15 protein-coding genes are annotated in these 13,950 nt (G+C 46.6%); 2 read left to right on the top strand and 13 right to left on the bottom strand.

Annotation, left to right across the window (positions count from 1 at the left end):
- Positions 1-166: 166 nt before the first annotated feature.
- On the top strand, positions 167-715 hold the full coding sequence (locus tag BUA14_RS20530) for a VanZ family protein (protein WP_072774309.1): 549 nt from the start codon (positions 167-169) through the stop codon (positions 713-715).
- Between the two features lie 137 nt (positions 716-852).
- On the opposite strand, the gene BUA14_RS20525 is transcribed toward BUA14_RS20530, so the two are convergent.
- From BUA14_RS20525 to BUA14_RS20500, 6 genes are all read right to left on the bottom strand, one after another.
- Positions 853-1,116, bottom strand: a complete 264-nt coding sequence (locus BUA14_RS20525) for a hypothetical protein (protein ID WP_178371762.1) — start codon at positions 1,114-1,116, stop codon at positions 853-855.
- Positions 1,117-1,153: 37 nt separating this feature from the next.
- Entirely contained in the window at positions 1,154-1,795 is a 642-nt protein-coding gene (locus BUA14_RS20520; RefSeq protein WP_072774307.1) for a carbonic anhydrase, read from the bottom strand.
- A gap of 138 nt (positions 1,796-1,933) precedes the next feature.
- Positions 1,934-2,908, bottom strand: a complete 975-nt coding sequence (locus BUA14_RS20515) for an ABC transporter substrate-binding protein (protein WP_072774306.1) — start codon at positions 2,906-2,908, stop codon at positions 1,934-1,936.
- A gap of 122 nt (positions 2,909-3,030) precedes the next feature.
- Positions 3,031-3,786: an ABC transporter permease gene (locus BUA14_RS20510; protein ID WP_072774305.1), complete on the bottom strand. Its 756-nt coding sequence runs from the start codon at positions 3,784-3,786 to the stop codon at positions 3,031-3,033.
- Positions 3,777-4,550 carry an ABC transporter ATP-binding protein gene (locus BUA14_RS20505; protein WP_072774304.1) on the bottom strand — a complete coding sequence of 258 codons (774 nt, stop codon included), beginning with the start codon at positions 4,548-4,550 and terminating at the stop codon, positions 3,777-3,779. The genes BUA14_RS20510 and BUA14_RS20505 overlap by 10 nt, the downstream gene beginning before the upstream one ends.
- Entirely contained in the window at positions 4,537-5,166 is a 630-nt protein-coding gene (locus BUA14_RS20500; RefSeq protein ID WP_072774303.1) for a TetR/AcrR family transcriptional regulator, read from the bottom strand. Before BUA14_RS20500 ends, BUA14_RS20505 begins: the two co-directional genes overlap by 14 nt.
- Positions 5,167-5,373: 207 nt before the next feature.
- Here BUA14_RS20500 and BUA14_RS20495 point away from each other — a divergent pair, with 207 nt between their 5' ends.
- The gene (locus BUA14_RS20495) at positions 5,374-6,249 is read left to right on the top strand and encodes a radical SAM protein (RefSeq protein ID WP_072774302.1); all 876 of its coding nucleotides are present in this window, start codon (positions 5,374-5,376) and stop codon (positions 6,247-6,249) included.
- A gap of 94 nt (positions 6,250-6,343) precedes the next feature.
- Here BUA14_RS20495 and BUA14_RS20490 read toward each other — a convergent pair whose 3' ends face one another.
- The 7 genes from BUA14_RS20490 to BUA14_RS20460 all read right to left on the bottom strand — a co-directional run bounded on the left by BUA14_RS20490 (position 6,344) and on the right by BUA14_RS20460 (position 13,828).
- A complete protein-coding gene (locus BUA14_RS20490) occupies positions 6,344-7,198 on the bottom strand; it encodes a pyridoxamine kinase (RefSeq protein ID WP_072774301.1) in 855 nt (284 codons plus the stop codon).
- An 84-nt stretch (positions 7,199-7,282) separates the two neighbouring features.
- Positions 7,283-8,044: an NYN domain-containing protein gene (locus BUA14_RS20485; RefSeq protein WP_072774300.1), complete on the bottom strand. Its 762-nt coding sequence runs from the start codon at positions 8,042-8,044 to the stop codon at positions 7,283-7,285.
- A 181-nt stretch (positions 8,045-8,225) separates the two neighbouring features.
- Positions 8,226-9,575 (bottom strand): MATE family efflux transporter, encoded by a 1,350-nt coding sequence (locus BUA14_RS20480; protein ID WP_072774299.1) that lies wholly within the window; start codon positions 9,573-9,575, stop codon positions 8,226-8,228.
- 68 nt (positions 9,576-9,643) lie between these two features.
- Complete coding sequence (locus tag BUA14_RS20475) at positions 9,644-10,105, bottom strand: MarR family transcriptional regulator (protein WP_084078754.1); 462 nt, start codon at positions 10,103-10,105, stop codon at positions 9,644-9,646.
- Between the two features lie 259 nt (positions 10,106-10,364).
- The gene (locus BUA14_RS20470) at positions 10,365-10,916 is read right to left on the bottom strand and encodes an enoyl-CoA hydratase/isomerase family protein (protein WP_242954704.1); all 552 of its coding nucleotides are present in this window, start codon (positions 10,914-10,916) and stop codon (positions 10,365-10,367) included.
- A gap of 207 nt (positions 10,917-11,123) precedes the next feature.
- Positions 11,124-11,579, bottom strand: coding sequence for an Rrf2 family transcriptional regulator (locus tag BUA14_RS20465; RefSeq protein ID WP_072774298.1), 456 nt, complete (start codon positions 11,577-11,579; stop codon positions 11,124-11,126).
- Positions 11,570-13,828, bottom strand: a complete 2,259-nt coding sequence (locus BUA14_RS20460) for a molybdopterin-containing oxidoreductase family protein (protein WP_072774297.1) — start codon at positions 13,826-13,828, stop codon at positions 11,570-11,572. The genes BUA14_RS20465 and BUA14_RS20460 overlap by 10 nt, the downstream gene beginning before the upstream one ends.
- Between the last annotated feature and the right edge of the window lie 122 nt (positions 13,829-13,950).

Here is a 13,950-nt window from a genome sequence, read left to right as displayed (position 1 = left end):
TTAAACATAGGGATGATACCCTTATAGTTTATAACGTTTAACCAAACCCAAAATGATTAAAATAAATTCAATCATTTTGGATACGATAAAACGTTATAGTTATTATGCGGCGAGAATTCTACAGAGATTTACTACGGCCATTCATTTGAAATAAGGGGAAGTTGAAATGCTGCGATACAAAAAAATCGAATCCGTCTTTTTATATTTAGTTTTAGCTTTTTATATAGTTCTGTTTTTTTCTGTTATAGTTTTTAAGAATGTTTCACCTTTAAATTTGTTTGACGAAAACAGGGTAATTTATAAAAGTTATAATATATTGCCCTTTCATACGATTAAAAGTTATTTGGTGGGTCCTACTGATGTATCCAATTCTGTGATCTTAACCAACCTATTCGGAAATATTGCTTTGTTCATTCCTTTAGGCATTTATTTACAATTATTCAAGAAAAATATAAATGCTGTGGTTAGTTTTATTTCTGTATTTGCTATAAGCTTACTCGTGGAGATTATTCAATTTTCTTTTGGCATTGGGGCGGCTGACATAGATGATGTATTGCTGAATTGTTTAGGTGGCGTTATGGGAATTTTGGCTTATAAACTTTTGGCGGCTTTTATAAAAGATAAGAGCGGAATCCGAAGGATAATTGCTGTAGGTAGCTCTATGATTGGGATTCCCCTGCTTATAATATCTGTACTTCTATTAATAAATAACTAGACTCTGTAACATTTAAAACTCGTATTGCCCAGCGAGGCAAATTTTCGTGTTATAGTTTACAGCAAAAGGCGGCTTCTGGCATCAGCCAGTCGCCGCCTTTTGGTTATTTTCCGGGCTGTCTTACTGCGACAGCGCCATTATCGATGCCTATACTCATCCAATTCTTCATCCAAACGTCTTTCAATTTCCTCATCACTGAGATCAAATTCCCGGGCATAGTCTCTGGCCCGCTGACGTTGTTCATAGTAATACTGGCGGCGTCTTTCCCTTTCCTCATAGGGATCCAGGTTGGTGTGCCGGCGCCGGCGCAGATTCTTGAAAATCACATAGCTCAGCAATGAGGTCAGGAGCAGCATAAGCAGGCTTTGCAGCGGGCTTCCGAAGCCAAACCCAATGACCATCCAGATCACAACCTTTCGCACCAATCACGGACAGGAACTAGGTTCTGTTCCCATTAGCCAAGCGGAACTCCCCCGCCCGGTAATCGTAAATAAAAACTTCCCCGGTTTCGATCATATAGTGCCAGCCGCTGAGCATAAGCTCCCTGGCCATAACCTTCTCGTAAATATAAGGATAAGTCATTAAATGGCGCAATTGCTCCACCACATTAATCTGCTCCATCATCCATTCGCGGGCCGTTGGTTCATCCTCCGCAAATTCGCTAAGGACTCTCTGTCTTACCGATTCCATAAGCTCCAGCCATTTTTTCGTATGGGGCAGCTGGTTCAGCTTCTCAGGCGCATTCAGGCTGGCTGAACAACCTCCGCAGTTGGAATGTCCGCAGACGATGATGTTTTCCACTCCCAGCATCTGTACAGCGTATTCTATGGCCGAGGTGGTGCTCACATATTCCGATGTTTCGCGGCAAGGCGGCACAATATTGGCTACATTGCGGACGATGAACAGTTCTCCGGGCAAGGTTCCTGTGATCATATTGGGATCAATACGCGAATCGGAACAAGTAATAAACAAGGTATGGGGTTTTTGATTATCTTTTAATTCCTCAAAAAGTTGTCGATGAGTCTCGAAATCCCCATTACGAAAATTGACGATTCCTTTTAATAGTTTCTCCGTAACCATCACTCTCCCTGAACACATTATACTATGATGCTACTATCTTTCCCAATTCATTGGGGACCTTTGCATCAGGTCGTTAACTGCTATAGACAGTCAAAAACAAAGCGTCTGCACGCTTTGTTTTTGGTAAGAGGATCAATCCTAATATAATCCTGACTGAACAAAACTTTCATAATCCACAGGGTTTTTGAGCAGTCCTTTTTCCTGAAGCCACTCCAGCACCTTATTGACATCCTTTTCCTCAGGAAGCTGAGGCTCGGAGTAATGCTGGACCTGATAAGAAGCGGCGATGCTTTCGGGTATATTCACATTCTTAACCAAAAGCTCTTTATACTGATCCGGGGAGGCATTGATGGCCTGAACCCCTTTCGTGTAGGCTTGATAAAAACGCTGCAGAGCATCCTGCTTCTCATTGAGGGTCTTCTTGCCGACAATGGTCACCGATTGCGAAAGATTTTCTCCTTGGGAGTCTTCAGCAATGATTTTGGCACCCTGTGAAACCACGTAGGATATCTGGGGGTCCGGTACTACAATAGCATCGATCTGATTGCTCAGGAGCATTTCCACCCGCAGCGGGAGTTTGGCAACTGTGGTCTTATTGACTTCCCCTGGATTGACTCCTCCCGCCAGAAGAAGTTTGTCGGTGACATATTCGATTATGGAATTGTTGGAGATGCCGATGCGCTTCCCTTTTAAGTCGGCAACGGTCTTCACCGTGCTGGCCGGTGAGGCGATAATGGCAAAGCGCCCTTCCTCCGGTGTGGCCCCAAGAGCGATGGAAGCAACCCGCAGATCTTCACCCGAACTTTTCAGCAAAGCGGCAATCATGATATCTGTAATCATACCGTCCAGTTGTCCCGTTTGAAAAGCGCTTTGCAGCTCGACGGGACTCTGGAAGGTCAATAATTTAACCTCCAGATTTTGTTCAGCAAAATAGCCGTTTTGCTGAGCAACCAAGACAGGCAGATTCTCTTCAATAGTCATGGACCCGATGGTTAAGGTATCCCCTGCTTGGGAGTCGCCCGGGTTGGCGGTATTCTTTTGTCCGCAGCCTGTGCTCAAAGCTAAGACAAGAACAAGGCTCAACACAAGGCTGAAAAAGGATTTGCGCCTCATTTAGATATTCCTCCTGCTCATTTCAAAAATATGAATTCGAGTTCATTTCTTGAATTCTATTAAACTCTCTTTTTTAAGAGGTGTCAATAGTTTTTTTGCGCAGCATTAGGTTATCCTTATTTTTATGGATTAACCCAGGAGCAGAAGAATTTTTCACAGGTATCAAGGAGCAGATAGATCAGGAACCCCATTAATCCCATGGCGATGATTCCGGCAAACATCTTGTCATAGGCTAAACTGCTCCAGGAATTCATGATAAAATAACCAATTCCCTCCTGAGTCGCATAGGTCTCCACCAGGAAAAGGATGGCCATAGCCGTCCCTAAGCCTAGTTTCAGGGAGGTCAGAATCGAGGGCAGACAGGCCGGAAAATAGACATGCCGGTAGAGTTCCAGGGTTGAGGCCCGCAAAGACTCCACGGAGAGGACATATTCATGCTGCACATTGCGGGCTGCATCCCGTGTGGTCACCACAATCTGATAGAAGACGATCAAGGTGATCATAACAATTTTCGAAACATCACCAATTCCCAGTAAAATAAGAAAAATCGGCAGAAAAACCACCTTAGGGACCGGAAAAGTCAGGTAGAGAAAAGGAGCGGACCAAGCATCGGCCCGTTTGTTCTTGCCTAAAAATAAACCCAGAGGAATCCCCAAAAGAGCAGCCACTATCAAGCTGACGCCCACGCGGTAAAGGCTCACCTGCAAATGAGGCATAAGCTCATTGAAAAACAATTCCCCAAAGGATTGGAGGGCTTCCCAGGGAGGAGGAAAGGCAGTGGTTTGAAGAAGCATGGACAGAATCTGCCAGGCCAAACCGATGAGAAGCACGGTGATCAGGGTGGTGAACACTTTGGAAGTCAGGGATTTTAAGGGCATATCTCGCACCTCCCCCGCAGGCTCAGGCGCAGAGCGTTGCACACTTCAAGAAATTCCATTTTTCCCCGGGCTTCATAGTCCCCGGCTAAAGGGTTGTGAATCTCCTGGGTAATGATTCCCGGACAAGGGGACATGACGAAAATCTTCTGCCCCAAAAACACGGCTTCCTCAATATTGTGAGTAATGATCAGGATGGTAAGTCCTGTCTCCTGCCAGACTTTGAGGACCAGGTCCTGCATCTCTTCCCTGGTTAAGGCATCGAGAGAAGAAAAAGGCTCATCCATAAGGAGCAGTTCCGGATGAAGCACCATAGAACGGGCAATGGCCACTCTCTGTCTTTGTCCCCCGCTTAATTGAATGGGAAAACGCTTGCGCAGGTGCAATAAGCCCAACTGCTTAAGAATCTCTTCGGTGCGTTGGGCCGCTTGGGTACCGGCTATTCCTTTAATCTGCAAGCCCAGCCGGACATTATCCCATACGCTTTTCCAGGGCAAAAGTCCGTATTCCTGCAGAATCAGGGCCACTTCGTTACTAGCTTGGGGGGGAGCGCCTTTTAAAAGCACCTTTCCCTGATAGTTCTTATTCAGGCCTGCCACCACATTTAAAAGGGTGCTTTTACCGCAGCCGGAGGGACCGATGATCGCCCCAATCTGCCCCTGAGGAAGATTTAGGCTGACATCTTTTAAAGCGGGGGTTAATTGACCGTTCTGGGAATAGACCACATTGAGGGATTCAATGGTCAAATAATTGCTATCCTTCTTCATCAATTTTATATCTCCCAATCCCGCGCATGTTGTAATCGATGAGGGTTTTATAGGCCAGATCAATATCCTTGGGTTCACCCTTGCCAATCCAGGCCAGAATAACTTCACGGAAGGTTCCCACAAAGGCTGTAGCGGTAACATTGGTATCCTGCCTGGGGATCAGGCCCGCCGCCATGAGCTCATCCAGATCAATCTTGGTCAGGCGGATCAAATCCTCCTCAATATCGGCATATTTAGTATTCAAAGCCGTATGGATCTGAGGAAATTGTTCCAGGAGGATTTTGGCCAGGTACTTCTCTTTCAGAAATAAGCGGATGCACACCTCCATAGAGGCCTGCAGCTTAGCAAAGGTATCGGTGTACTGTGCCCGCTCCTGCTTGATTTTGGCCAGCAATTCAGCGTAGATCTCTTTGACAATCATATCCACCAGAGATTCTTTGTCCGTAAAATAGAGATAAAAAGTCCCCGTGGCGATGCCGGCCCGTCTGGCGATGGACTTAATGGAAACCTTGCCGATCTCTTCTTCTTCAGATAGGATTTCCTTGGCGGCTTTGATTATCCTTTTCCGGCGCAATTCTTGTTTCTCAAGGACTCGGTCCGTTTTATTGTAAACCATAACTAACTCCGTTTTTACAAAAAATATCCATAAACTGAACTTGGATTCAAATTATGGACAAATTGTACTCTTTATTATTTTTTCAGTCAAGTAGCAAACTCAAGTTGGCAATTTAAAATAATTAGAAAAGGATTTAGCCTAAAGACAACTGAATTAATAAACAATGACGCTTTGGCAAGAAGTTAAAGAAATTACCGGAGGTGCTTTATGATCTATGAAGGCGCTGTTTTCCGTCCTCCCAGTGAGGCATCCAGCCTGATTCTGCAGGTCACCCTTGGCTGCCGCCATAATCAATGTACATTTTGCAGTATGTACAAAGGAAAGAGCTTTCGCATCCGCAGTATCGAGGAGATTATGGACATAATCGATGCCGGATATAAGGCCTATCCTCATACGGAACGGATTTTCCTCGCCGATGGCGACGCCCTGGCCATTGACACGGATGTCTTAGGTAAAGTCCTGGAAACACTTTATCAGCGTTTTCCCCGCTTGAAGCGGGTAGGTATTTACGGAGGACCTAAGGATATCCTGGAAAAAAGCCCCGCAGAGCTGCTGCTGCTCAAGGAGCGAGGGCTGAGCATCGTCTATCTGGGTGTAGAAAGCGGCAGCGGATTGATCCTCAACCTGATCCGGAAAGGAGTAACCCCCGCAGAAATGATCCAAGCCGGTCAAAAGGTTGTGGCCAGCGGGCTCAAATTATCCTGCACCATTATTTTAGGACTGGGGGGCCAGGAACATTCCCCAGAACATGCTATAGAAACCGGAAAAGTCATCAGCGCTATCAATCCCCACTACCTGGGAGCCCTCACCCTCATGCTGGCTCCGGATGCTCCCCTCACCCAAAAGATCAAATCCGGGGAGTTTACTCCTCTCAACAAATGGGAAAGCCTGATCGAGCTGGAACTCATGGTTCAAGGCTTAAACTTAAAGGATTGCCTATTCCGCAGCAACCACGCCTCCAACTACCTCCCTCTCAAAGCTCACCTTCCCTATGATAAAGCAACCCTTCTCTCCACTTTAAAAGAGGTCATTGAGGAAAACCGGGAGGAAGTCTTAAGACCCGAATACTGGCGAGGGCTTTAAATCAGTGCAGGGAACAATCCCCATACCATCCCCTAAGGGCGGTATCGTCCCTTCCGGAAGGCACAGGGGCAGTTCCCCGCATTTTTCGGTTTGATTATTTTAGCAAACCCAACTTCTGGATCAGATAAGGAAGTGCCCGTTCGAAGCAGACTCCATAGCGGCGCTCTTGATTCCCGGCCACGGTAAGTTGAATGCATTTCAGGGTATAATCCACAGCAATCTGAGTGGCTTCGGCCAGAGAAAAGTTATTGAGCAGACCGGACAACAAGGTGCTGCCAAAGACATCCCCTGTGCCGTGGAAATAGCCATCCACCCGCTCATTAAAGGCATAGCTTACCTGGTCCGTTTCCCGATCATAGCAGGCTGCACCAAGCTTGGCCGGGTCAAAGGAGATACCTGTCAAGACGACTTTTTTCGCTCCCATGTCGGAAAGCTTTCTGAGGATCTTCTCGACATAGTCTTGGGAATAGTCATCTCCCACATAGTCTTCCTCAAGCATAAAGGCTGCTTCCGTTAAATTCGGGACGATGATATCGGCCATGGCGCAAAGCTTGGCCATGCCTTTAGCCATCTCCGGAGAGTACACCGAATAGAGAACCCCGTTATCCGCCATCACCGGATCCACCATAACCAAGGTCCCTTCGCCCCTAAAGGTTTTAAAGAGATCGGCTACTAAATCAATCTGGGCAAAGGAGCCTAAAAAGCCGCTGTATAAGGCGTCGAACTTCAGATCAAGAGATTGCCAATGCTTGGAGATAGGTTCGATATCTTCGGTCAAATCCCGATAAGTAAACCCTTCAAATCCCCCCGTATGGGTGGACAGGACTGCTGTAGGCAATACCCCTGTATCCAATCCGGCCGCCGAGAGAATGGGCAAGGCCACGGTTAATGAGCATCTGCCTACACAGGATATATCGTGGATGGCTGCTACCCGCTTTTGTCTTTCCATAGTCACTTCTCCTTATACGAAAATTGAATCATTGCCTAAATAAACAACAGTTAATTATAGCTTAAATCATTCCCCTTGCAAAGCTTATTTAACCTTGGGTTTATTCTTTATAAAGTAATGAATAATATTGGGATTGCTGGTTTTGCGGGGTTGGATTTCGAATTGCTTTAATGAGGAAATAAGCGGAGTCAGCTTAGTATGCCCGTAGTTTCTGGTATCAAAATCAGGATAGCGTTTGTTCAGCCGCTTGCCCACTTCACCTAAAAACGCCCAACCGTCTTCATCAGAGCTTTCTGTAACAATAATGCGAATGGTGCGAATCAGATCATCCAGGGAAGCCATCCCATCTTTCGCGGGATCATGCTTCTCACTTTTTAAGGGAATACCATTATCAGAAGTATTCGTAGCGACGCCGGCGAGCACTTCCAAATATTTGAACTTCTCACAAGCAGCAATAAAGGGTGTGGGGGTTTTTTTCTCACCCATACCGATGACATACATTCCCGCCTCTCTTAAGCGGGCGGCCAGCCGGGTGAAATCACTATCGCTGGATACGATGCAGAATCCGTCCACATTCTTGGAATAAAGGATATCCATGGCATCAATAATCAAGGCTGCATCCGTGGCATTCTTACCTGTAGTGTAACCATATTGTTGAATGGGTGTGATGGAGTAATTAAGGAGAACATTTTTCCAGGAGGATAATTGAGGTTTTGTCCAGTCACCGTAAATTCTCTTATACGTCGGAATGCCATGATTGGATACTTCATCCAAAATTGATTTGATATATTTTTCTGAAACATTATCAGCATCGATTAATACAGCAATATTCTTATCATTGTCCATAAGATTATCCCCTTCAAAACATATTAATTTTTTACCTATGTAGATAGCAAACTGTCCTCATGAGTACTAGTATAATGGAACTTCATTTTACTTACAATACAGATTATACTGCCTTCCCCTTGCAAAAACCGCTTCTTCAAGCGAAGAAGCGGTTAATTGTTCCCAGTTATGAATAAGGTGCTCAGTCACCCATGGCCAGGAGCGGCTTTTTGTATTTTCTAAGTTCGTAAAACAGGAAGGTTCCGGTCACCAGGACAGCCAGGCCGTCCGCGATGGGAGCCGTGACCCATACCCCTTCAATACCGAAATGCCGAGGGAGCAAGAGTAAAAGGGGAATAAACAGCAGCACTTGTCGGGAAAGACTCAGAATAGTGGATTGAATGGGCTTTCCCACCGCCTGGAAGTAGGTGGAGCCCACGATCTGGAAACCGACGATCGGCATCAGAGTCAAGAAGATCAGGGCAGCATGAACGGTTAATTCGGTAAGGGCCAGATCGTTTTTACTGAACAGCCCCACCACCGGAACGGCAAAAAGGTGCAGCAGGATAAATCCGCCCACGGCCATGGCTGTGCTCACCAGGACGGCCTTTTTCAGGGTCTCCTTGACCCGTTCATAATTCTTGGCTCCATAATTATAACCGATAATGGGTTGCGCCCCTTGGCTGACTCCGACAATCGGCATCAGCAGCAGCATGGATATACTCATGACAATTCCCACTGCGGAAATAGCGATATCTCCCCCATATTCCCATAACGTTTTGTTCAAGAGAGTTTGTTGAATACTGTTTGCTATCTGCATGGCAAAAGGTGCAAAACCGATGGTTAGGGTCTTTAAGACAATGGAGGGGTCCAGACGCAAATATTTTGCTCTCAGTTTAATTCTGCTGTGTCCAAGGAGGAAATGGCTGAGAACCCATAGGGCCGAAACGGTTTGGCCGGTCACGGCCGCCCAGGCGGAGCCTTGAATCCCCCAATCAAAAATAAAGATGTAAATATAGTTGCAGACAATGTTGATGATCGCACCGATAATCTGGGTCAGCATAGCAACCCGGGGATTGCCTTCGGCACGAATAAAGTTGTTAATGCCAAAAGCAAAAGCCCCCGGCACTGCTCCCAGCATAATGATATTGCTGTATGCTTTGGCATAGGGCAAAACCTCCGGGCTGGCGCCAAACAATACTAAAAGCGGCTCGGCATTGAGAAAGTAAACGAAGGATAAAAGCAAAGGCAAAAGAATGATCAGAGCCGTGGCGTTTCCCGCGATTTTCTCTACTTCATCCATCTTTCTTTCGCCCATGCGAATGGAGATCAAGGCGGTGGCTCCCACACCCACCAGCATAGCGACGGCCATCAGCAAAATCATCACAGGCATGGCCACAGTAACGGCGGCGATGGCCAGATAACCAACCCCCTGGCCAACGAAGATACGGCTGATAATATTATAAAGGGCATTAACCAACATCCCGATAATTGCCGGTAAGGAAAATTCCCACAATAATTTTCCGATGCTGTCATTTTTAAGGCTAATCATTTAAACACTTCTTTCTCACTCTATAATCTGCTCTCGATCATTATTGCTCGGACTGTCTGTCATTCAGGTCAAACCGGCACTTTTTTAAGAAATTCCACAACTTGCTGCAAATTATCTTCAAAAGCTTGGATATCCTCGGCGTCAAAAGTAGCCAAAGATGCCTCCATTTTTGCTGCAAAAGCTGCAATGCGCTGCTCCATTTTCTCTTTTCCCTTGGGGCTTAAGTAAATGAGGCTCTTCCTGCGATCCTTCGGGTCCATAGCCCTTATAATAAGCTCCTTTTCCTCCAAAAAATCAACCAAAGCGGTTAAGCTTCCTTTCTCAATATCCAGGTTTTTACCGATTTCGGTCAAGGTTTTCGGATTCTCATGATAAAGGATATTGAGTATTTTGATATGATTTTTCTTCAAATCGGAACGACAATCCACTTCGTTGCGAAATTGAAGCAAAAACTTCTCATGGAACAACCCCATAAAAGTGAACATCAGTTTATGAATTTGCTTGGTTTTATTATAGTTCAACACGACCACCTACCTTTAATTTAACAAAATAAAAATAAGAATTCAGACAGTTAGAAAACTAACAGTTAGAATACTTAAATATTATAGTGATAACCAGGTTGGAATGCAAGCACTTTCTTTCGAAAGGATCGGTCATCTACTTCCATAGTTCGCAACGGTTCCCGGGCAATGATTTCCAACCTGTATGAACTAAAAGGGGATATCCTATAGGGATATCCCGGACATAAGCAATGCTGTTGGTCAATTAGATGATTCTTTGCCGATTTTCTTAGCGGTCTTGAAAGACGGGTTTGCGCTTTTCAAAAAACGCTGCTACAGCTTCATTTTGATCTTGGGTTCCGCAGCAGAATGCTGATTGAATCTGTTCCAGAAGCAGACCTCCCGCAATGCTGCTATCTGCCGCCGCATTGATTGCTTTTTTGCCGAAACGCACTGCCCAGGGCGGATTATTGGCAATCTGCTGGGCTAATTTCAGCGCTCTGGCCTGTAACCCTTCGTAGTTTTTTTCAATAAGCTCAATAAATCCCATCTGCAAGGCTTCCTGGGCATCGATCTCCTCACAAGCCAGAATCAGCCGTTTCGCCTGTCCCGGACCGACGAGGCGGGGTAAGCGCTGGGTCCCTCCCATGTCCGGCGCCAGGCCGAAACAGGTTTCCGGTATGGCAAAGCGGGCATCGGCTGAAGCCAGCCGAATGTCACAAGCTGTGATCATTTCAAATCCCGAGCCATAACAAGCCCCATTGACGGCGGCGACCACAACGGCATTCATCTCCTGAAAACGGGTGTAAGCACGCTGGACTTTGAGGAGATTGCTGATCATGGATTTCGATATTCATCTTCTCCGACCGGCTTAAGGTCATGGTGGCAATGGGGCCATTACTTGTGACCCGGAAATAATTATATTCCTTCATAATATTACCTCCAAACTATTTAACGATAAGCATGGGTTAAATTTTATAGCACCAGTGAATAAGCATCAGTTAATAAGCACCAATTAATAAATATCAGCTAAATTAATAAGCACCGATTAAAGCTTTAAATGCTTAAGAATCGTGTAATCAAAGGGTGGAAAGGATGCCAACAACTCTTGGATGGTCACTTTTGCCAAGGACTCTTCAAGGGCATTTCTCGCTTCCTCTAAAGGTGGCCGGAGCACGTCATTGATCCGGCAGCCAATCGGACAATAGGCATTCGGATGAACATGAAGGCCAAACAGTGCATGCTGGTCCGTTAATTTTACTGCCCGATAGACCGCCAATAAAGTGATTTCCTCCGTACTTCTGGTTAGCCTTGCTCCTCCGGTACCTGAAGAAATAGCGATCAGGCCGGCTTTTTTTAAGTACCCCATAATGCGCCGGATCAAAACTGGATTGGTGTTGACACTCACAGCAAGGGCTTCGCTGGTCACTTTGACATCTTCAGGACACCAGGCAATGATAATAAGGATTTGTACCGCTACAGGAAACCTGCTGCTTAATTGCATTGTCTCTTACCCCCCACCGCTTCCACCCGGCAAGGAATCCGGCGATGCATGGGCGTGCCCATCTCATCTCTGTCCGTGCTCTGGACTAACTCATTGACATTGACTCCGTATTTGCTGCCTTCATAGACCAGTCCTCCGCCATGGCGGATGTAGACACAACCTCGAGCTGCGTGGGGACTAATTTCAACTTCGATCAGCGCTGTGGAGGCTTTTGTCGTAATTTCAGCTTTGCCTCCGTCGGTAAGTCCCAGGTTTCCGGCATCCGCCTCATGCATAAGCATGGTTGCCCAGCGCCGGGAGCCGTTCCACCGGGGATTGCGCAGCATGGTGTTGGCCACAGTCTCATGATGAAGCCCTGCGTGGAGGATCAAAGGATAATGTTCAGGCAGCTCCAGCTCCACCCTTTCCTTATCGATAGTGGCTGCTTGCAGAGGTTCGAAGAGCTCCTCAATGTTCAAGGACAGTTTTTTGTCTGGGGTGTGCAGCATTTGAAAGTTGTCACCCTGGAATCTGGCCAGGATTAAACCCTGGGGATGCTCAAGAATATCCTGATACATCTTCTCTACTATGGTGATGTCCGAAGGATAGCCCATGGCCGCAGCGCCGGCTTTAAAGGCTTTACTGCTGTTGATCAGCAGGCCTGCGATCAAGGCCTGGTTGACGGAGCCGAGGGCCTTCCCCAGAGTTTCCGCCAGGATGAGGGGAGCCAGTTTGGCGTGCTGGGGATTTTCCAGGAAATAAGCGTTGATGGCCCCTAAATATGAGGTAATGCCTTGCTGTCCTGCCACATAGAGCCGATCCGGCAGTTCCGGTAAAAAATCCATGGCTTTAATCAGTTCTAAAATAATCGCTGAACCCTCTCGGGCTTCCGGGCTGACGGGCTCCAGGACAGGCTGACGCATCTGAAAATAAAACTCTGGATAGGAATAATTAAAACACGTGGTATCATAGGATTCCAGATAACTGAGACTGGGCAGGACATAATCGGACAAGCGGGCGGTTTCGGTGTAAGCAATATCAATACACACCGAAAGTTCCAGGGCCTGGAAGGCTTTTTCATAAGCCAGGGTATCCGGCCAGGAGCGCAGGGGGTTACAGGCACTGACGATTAAAGCGCGGATGCGCTCCGGATGATCATGGAGGATCTCATCAGGCAAGATGGCCGGCGGAAATACCCCCAACACGGGAAACATCTTATGTTTCACCGTACGCCAGGTTTTCGGATGGCGCTCATCGCTGTCGCTTCCCATGGGATAAAGGAAAGCAGGAAAAATCTGTCCCCCTTCCACAGCCAAACGTCCTGTTATAGCCCGTAAAATATGCAGCAAGTAATTGTTGAGGGTGGAGTTGCGATTCATATAAATCCCCAAATCCTGATGAATGCAGGACTTGGTTTGGGCAATCAGGCGGGCCGTCTCCACCACATCCTCATAATTGAGTCCGCAGACCTCCTCCACCGCTCGCTTAGGATCAAAGTCATTGAAGAGCTGAACAACCTCTTCCCACCCGCTCACATGGTCTTTAAGATACTTTTTGTCTTCCCATTCCTGCTCGAGAATAATACGGATGATGGCTTTTAAGAGCAATGTATCAGACCCTGGGCGCAGGGCCAGATGAAGGTCCGCAAATTTAGCCGTCTCCGATAGGCGCGGATCAATAACAAGCAGTTTTTTATGGGGATTCTCAGCAAACTCCTTGATCAAGAGACGGGTACGCGGTTCCTGATGGCTCATCCAGCCATTCCAACCCCACGCCACCAATGTATCTGCCCCATGGGCATCGGACATGGAGGTTAGCCCCTGCTTTCCCGCAATCCGGCCATCCACCCAAAAGACATTGGAAAATTCTTGTGCCAATGAAGAATAATAATAGCGTGAACCCAGGAGGCCCAGCAGTCTTAACCCAATGCCGACCTCCATCTGCCCTCCTACATTGCCGCCGCCCACATAAGCAAAGGATTTAGGTCCATGGTCTTCTTTAATGGACAATAGTTTTTCCGAAATCTCACCAATGGCTTGTTCCCAGCTGATTCGCACATGACGGTCTCCTGCTTTTTTCAAAGGATAATGAAGGCGATCCCCATTATGGGCATAATGGGCGATCTTTAGACCTTTTTGGCAGCAATAGCCGAGACTGCGGGGATTGTCTTTATCCCCACGGATTTTGAGGATATGATTGTCCTCTATCTCCAGTTCCAGGCCACAGTTCTGGGCACAGAGTATACAACCGCTTTTTTTCCATTCTCCCATCTTTGTTCTTCTCCCCTCTCTGGTGGTCCCTTGGTTGTAACCACTTTGGTTTCATCTTATCACTAGTCTATATTCTGTCAATTATAATCGGTTAGAATTGGTTATAATCAACAGGTTAAGCT

The sequence above is a fragment of the Desulfitobacterium chlororespirans DSM 11544 genome (assembly GCF_900143285.1).
Lineage (GTDB): Bacteria > Bacillota > Desulfitobacteriia > Desulfitobacteriales > Desulfitobacteriaceae > Desulfitobacterium > Desulfitobacterium chlororespirans.
This window is presented reverse-complemented; position numbering and strand designations above follow the sequence as displayed.

Bases quoted from the DNA above. Each gene is read 5' to 3' on its own strand.
- BUA14_RS20530 (WP_072774309.1), top strand. From the start codon at position 167: ATGCTGCGATACAAAAAAATCGAATCCGTCTTTTTATATTTAGTTTTA.
- BUA14_RS20525 (WP_178371762.1), bottom strand. From the start codon at position 1,116: ATGGTCATTGGGTTTGGCTTCGGAAGCCCGCTGCAAAGCCTGCTTATG.
- BUA14_RS20520 (WP_072774307.1), bottom strand. From the start codon at position 1,795: ATGGTTACGGAGAAACTATTAAAAGGAATCGTCAATTTTCGTAATGGG.
- BUA14_RS20515 (WP_072774306.1), bottom strand. From the start codon at position 2,908: ATGAGGCGCAAATCCTTTTTCAGCCTTGTGTTGAGCCTTGTTCTTGTC.
- BUA14_RS20510 (WP_072774305.1), bottom strand. From the start codon at position 3,786: ATGCCCTTAAAATCCCTGACTTCCAAAGTGTTCACCACCCTGATCACC.
- BUA14_RS20505 (WP_072774304.1), bottom strand. From the start codon at position 4,550: ATGAAGAAGGATAGCAATTATTTGACCATTGAATCCCTCAATGTGGTC.
- BUA14_RS20500 (WP_072774303.1), bottom strand. From the start codon at position 5,166: ATGGTTTACAATAAAACGGACCGAGTCCTTGAGAAACAAGAATTGCGC.
- BUA14_RS20495 (WP_072774302.1), top strand. From the start codon at position 5,374: ATGATCTATGAAGGCGCTGTTTTCCGTCCTCCCAGTGAGGCATCCAGC.
- BUA14_RS20490 (WP_072774301.1), bottom strand. From the start codon at position 7,198: ATGGAAAGACAAAAGCGGGTAGCAGCCATCCACGATATATCCTGTGTA.
- BUA14_RS20485 (WP_072774300.1), bottom strand. From the start codon at position 8,044: ATGGACAATGATAAGAATATTGCTGTATTAATCGATGCTGATAATGTT.
- BUA14_RS20480 (WP_072774299.1), bottom strand. From the start codon at position 9,575: ATGATTAGCCTTAAAAATGACAGCATCGGAAAATTATTGTGGGAATTT.
- BUA14_RS20470 (WP_242954704.1), bottom strand. From the start codon at position 10,916: ATGATCAGCAATCTCCTCAAAGTCCAGCGTGCTTACACCCGTTTTCAG.
- BUA14_RS20465 (WP_072774298.1), bottom strand. From the start codon at position 11,579: ATGCAATTAAGCAGCAGGTTTCCTGTAGCGGTACAAATCCTTATTATC.
- BUA14_RS20460 (WP_072774297.1), bottom strand. From the start codon at position 13,828: ATGGGAGAATGGAAAAAAAGCGGTTGTATACTCTGTGCCCAGAACTGT.